Consider the following 4,277-nt stretch of genomic DNA (forward strand, 5'->3'; position numbering starts at 1 on the left):
AATTGAATTTTCTATAATACCAATTCTTAAACTAAAATAGTTCTCCGCCTGTGGCGGATTTAGTTTTTAGAATGGCAATAACGAACTACATCCCGAATGCCCCGCTTAATCCCGATAATTATCGGGATGCGGGGCATTAGTCCCCCTTTCTTTTGGACTAATATATATTGAGTGTCGGTATAAATAGGAGTGTGAGTATAGAAGAATAAAACAGCGTAAGAGGCTCGCTCTCGCTTCCACTCTCACACTGTTTTTAGTACCCGGAGCCGGGGTCGAACCGGCACATCTTGCAATATTGGTGTTTGAGACCAACGCGTCTACCAATTCCGCCATCCGGGCTTTGAATAGGTTTTCTTTAATCTGCCGCAAAAGTATTGAGACTTTCGTTTAATCGCAACAAATATTTGCTTTTTAAATGCAACTGATTAAGGTTTAGTAAAATGGATGATTTGTCCACTTCTGATGCTGCATCAAATTTTTCAAAATAGTGAAGCATCTCCGCATCAAAACCTTTTTTTAATTCTTCAATTTCTCTTCGTAATGCAGGGAAAGTATCCGCTGTTATATCATCAATTTGCTCATTCAAGTCCATCATCTCACCCAAGAACATTGGAGAGAGCGGCTGGTTAGTATCTATATTAAATAACTGTAATACATGCTGCAAACGAGCACTGGTATTTAGCAAAGTCTTATATGCAATAGTATTCTCTGTGCTTATTTGTAAAGCTTTATCTTGCTCGGCAGGTGTGCTGTTTGCAAATAAATCGGGATGATAATTACGACTGATTTCAAAAAACTTTTGCTTGAGTAATGCCAAGTCTAAATTTAATTTAACAGGCAATCCATAAAACTTATAATAGTTTTTCATGCTACTCTTGTAATTGCAGATAGAATGTTGAAGCCATTATTTCATTCATAAATTGCACTTTTCTATGCTTGGGGATTGACGAATGAATGCGATATTCTATATTATATAATTTAAAAGAAGCATAGGTGAGTTTTTCACTCTTACGATCTTTATCTTTTTTCACTTTCAGCTTTTTTATAGCTTTGTTAAACGCCAATTTAAATTCTTCTTTTCCCCTAGTTTGGTCGATATACTTGATAGCTATTTTGGCCACTTTTGTATAATGGTCCACCACATTGTTTTTTGTTTCATCCATTTCTTTTAAATAATATTTCACATCTGTATCAAGCATTTTATGGACCAATGCATATATAGCACTATCTTGATAGTCTAGACTTTTATAGCTTTCAAATTTGATGGTGGCAATGGATACCATTTTATTTTCGAATGCGGTTCCTACGTAAGTTTCATATTTATATACATATTGAGCATTATATAACCATTGTAAAGCTTCGTCGTAATTGCGTTTACGAAGATATAAGGTTGCTAATCGCAAGCAGGAGTTATGGCGGTAATTAGCATACACTTCCATTACTTCCATCCCCTTATCTTTATCGTTCACATTAGGCGAGGTGATGATACGGTTATACCACCTGATGGATTCATTGATGCTATCCTTTTCTAAAACACCCGCAATTCGAAACATGGCCTTAGAGCATTCCTGCCTAAAAGTGGGAAAGTTGTCGAGTACATATCTATAATAATATAAAGCGGAATCAAGCCTATAAGCGGCGTTCTTAGTTTTCGAACCTTTTTCCATATTCTCACCTAAGCCTATATATGAATCTGCTGTTTGGGCTGTTATATAATTTACTGAAAATAGTAGAAGTATATATAGGGTGATTTTTTTGAGCATGAGTGAGGTCTTTTTGTCTACTGCAAAATTAACAATCAGCTTGCCACAAAGTCTTTCCGCAGTTTTGCACAATGTGTGAATAGCTGCACTGGTTTTGACTACATTTTTTTAATTACAAATGCCAAAGTACGAATTACGGCAGCAGGAACAAGGTAATCGTAATTCGTAAATTCTAATTCGTAATTAACTGCCAAAATGGTTCTTCACTTGCTCTACAAAATTAGAAAACAATGCAGGCTTTGTTACTATAGTAAACACTATACCAAATAATGCACCTTCAATGTGTGCGGTATGATTGATATTGGTTCGCTTGGCTTTGTTCAAATAAAATTCCAGAGCCAAATATAATAAGCCGTAAACCACAGCAGGCATTTTTATGCCATACACTGACAGTTGTGAAAATGGTTCTATAATAATACAGGCAAATACCACTGCCGAAACCGCTCCCGATGCTCCCAATGAATTATAATTTACATTGTTTATATTCTTACGGTAGCTTGTAATCTCACAAGCCACTAGCGAGAGTAAATATAATGTGATGAAATAAAAATGGGCTTTATCTTCAAAAAAATCGGAATAAGCACTCTCCAAAAAAGAACCGAAACTATATAATACAAACATGTTCAAAGCCAAATGTATATAATCGGCATGAACAAACCCAGAAGTAAAAAAACGCCACCATTCTTTGCGGTGCTTTACCATGTAGGCATTGAACATCATTTTATCCATTAATATTTGGTTGCTGAAGGCTGAAATGCTTGCCATTGCTGTTACAATGATAATAATAAGGGTAATACTAAATTGCATAAATATATAATTAAGCTGATATTTTTTTGCTTACAAAACGGTTTCTTATTTCTTCTCCAATTCCAGTAAAGCTTCTTATGTTTAACGGGAATTCGAGGAATACATGTACCATGCTTAAAAAGTATAATACTTTTAATCCTATGGTATAATTCATAAAATATAAAAATACCGAAAATATCCAAAGTGTAGCAATTATCATCAAACGAAGTGCCGATACTTCATGCCATTTGATAATGCTGGTTTTAGAGAACCAATTGAGGTAATGGTAGGTATAGGCAAATGCGATGAACCGCATCAACATTACTGGTTTTTCGCCGAAGAAAAGATAGTTGGTTTCCATGTTATTAAAATCCGCCATGTCTTGTGTATGACCATCTATGCCGAACAGGGTAATGACCCCTCTGCTCATGCTGATGAAGGAATCATATATTTCTTGCATTTTTAAACTAATAGCATTTTCACCTCCAACACCCACCCAAAAACAAGAAAGTGTACACAATATAAATACGATCATCGACAAGTACCCCGAAACGCTTTTGCTTCTTAATGCACCATGTATCACAAACAAACCAGTGAATATATATACATGTATAAGTGTAGGTAAAAATATAGCAAAAAACATGATATAGAAATAATTGTCTTGTATCATGAATCCCACCAACACAGCCATTGCGGCTACAAACAGTTTTAAATACCATGTTTGTAAAAATATAAGTGCAATACCTACCACAAATGCTGCGAAAACATAATTCTGTCCAGCAATACTTTGGTTTTTGGGATATAGAAAAGCAATGGTAACTAGCAGCCCCAAAACCAATAATATAATATAATCATATTTGCCTTTTACATAAAAACCTTTCTTCTGCAACCACGATATTTCAGTGAGGTAATGCAATGGGCCAAGCACTGCATAGCTAAACAAGAACAACTCGAAAGGTATCACCATGGCCACCCCCGCCGATACAATCATGAGTAAAATATTGAGATAATTAATTTGTGGAACTGTGAGCATGTGGGCTGCAAATTAAATGCAAACACAGCTCAAATACCATTTTTATTTTGTGTGCCCCTTTGCTTATGTTACCTTTGTACCAAGGCAAGCTGTCCTGTCGCCTCATTGCCTCGGCACTGGGGAGGAAAGTCCGGGCAACACAGGGCACCATACTCTCTAACGGAGAGGTACTGAAAGGTAACAGATAGTGTAGCAGAAAATAAACCGCCCGTATGCAAATACAGGTAAGGGTGAAATGGTGGGGTAAGAGCCCACCGCCCGCGTGGCGACATTGCGGGGCATTACAAACCTTATGGGTTGCAAGGCCAAATAAACCCCCGGAAGCAGCGGCCCGTTGCGGCGGTTCATGCAAATGAACACACAGGGGAGGGTAGGCTGCACAGAGGTAGTTGGCAACAGCTACACCAGATTAATGACAGGAGTACACAGAACCCGGCTTATAGGCTTGCCTTTTTTTTGGGATTTAGGATTCGGGATTCAGTTCGCCGCCGGCGAATGGGGGCTGACGCGACCTAAACATATATGAAACACAATTTCTAAAATGTTTTGTCATGCCGAGGAAAGGAGGTATCTCATATTTTTAATCAGTGCATTTTATACCGAAACTCAATAGACCTCTTTCATAATTCAAATAAGAAAAGCCAAATTATAACGGACACTTTATTTTATTGTAGTATCGCTCGCCGCAAACTCCG

4 protein-coding genes, 1 tRNA gene and 1 other RNA gene are annotated in these 4,277 nt (G+C 37.2%); 1 reads left to right on the forward strand and 5 read right to left on the reverse strand.

Features of this window, described 5'->3' with window-relative positions; translation table 11 throughout:
• Positions 1-257: 257 nt before the first annotated feature.
• The 5 genes from SGJ10_06855 to SGJ10_06875 all read right to left on the reverse strand — a co-directional run bounded on the left by SGJ10_06855 (position 258) and on the right by SGJ10_06875 (position 3,582).
• A tRNA-Leu gene (locus tag SGJ10_06855) sits at positions 258-339 on the reverse strand.
• Between the two features lie 16 nt (positions 340-355).
• The gene (locus SGJ10_06860) at positions 356-868 is read right to left on the reverse strand and encodes an iron-sulfur cluster co-chaperone HscB C-terminal domain-containing protein (protein ID MDZ4757843.1); all 513 of its coding nucleotides are present in this window, start codon (positions 866-868) and stop codon (positions 356-358) included.
• A 1-nt stretch (position 869) separates the two neighbouring features.
• On the reverse strand, positions 870-1,763 hold the full coding sequence (locus SGJ10_06865; protein MDZ4757844.1) for a hypothetical protein: 894 nt from the start codon (positions 1,761-1,763) through the stop codon (positions 870-872).
• A 183-nt stretch (positions 1,764-1,946) separates the two neighbouring features.
• A complete protein-coding gene (locus tag SGJ10_06870) occupies positions 1,947-2,570 on the reverse strand; it encodes a rhomboid family intramembrane serine protease (GenBank protein MDZ4757845.1) in 624 nt (207 codons plus the stop codon).
• 10 nt (positions 2,571-2,580) lie between these two features.
• Positions 2,581-3,582 (reverse strand): hypothetical protein, encoded by a 1,002-nt coding sequence (locus SGJ10_06875; protein MDZ4757846.1) that lies wholly within the window; start codon positions 3,580-3,582, stop codon positions 2,581-2,583.
• Positions 3,583-3,663: 81 nt separating this feature from the next.
• Here SGJ10_06875 and rnpB point away from each other — a divergent pair.
• An RNA gene (gene rnpB, locus SGJ10_06880) (RNase P RNA component class A) lies at positions 3,664-4,038 on the forward strand.
• The last annotated feature ends 239 nt before the right edge of the window (positions 4,039-4,277 follow it).

The sequence above is a fragment of the Bacteroidota bacterium genome (genome assembly GCA_034439655.1).
Lineage (GTDB): Bacteria > Bacteroidota > Bacteroidia > UKL13-3 > UKL13-3 > CANJUD01.

Bases quoted from the DNA above. Each gene is read 5' to 3' on its own strand.
- SGJ10_06870 (MDZ4757845.1), bottom strand. From the start codon at position 2,570: ATGCAATTTAGTATTACCCTTATTATTATCATTGTAACAGCAATGGCA.
- SGJ10_06865 (MDZ4757844.1), bottom strand. From the start codon at position 1,763: ATGCTCAAAAAAATCACCCTATATATACTTCTACTATTTTCAGTAAAT.
- SGJ10_06860 (MDZ4757843.1), bottom strand. From the start codon at position 868: ATGAAAAACTATTATAAGTTTTATGGATTGCCTGTTAAATTAAATTTA.
- SGJ10_06875 (MDZ4757846.1), bottom strand. From the start codon at position 3,582: ATGCTCACAGTTCCACAAATTAATTATCTCAATATTTTACTCATGATT.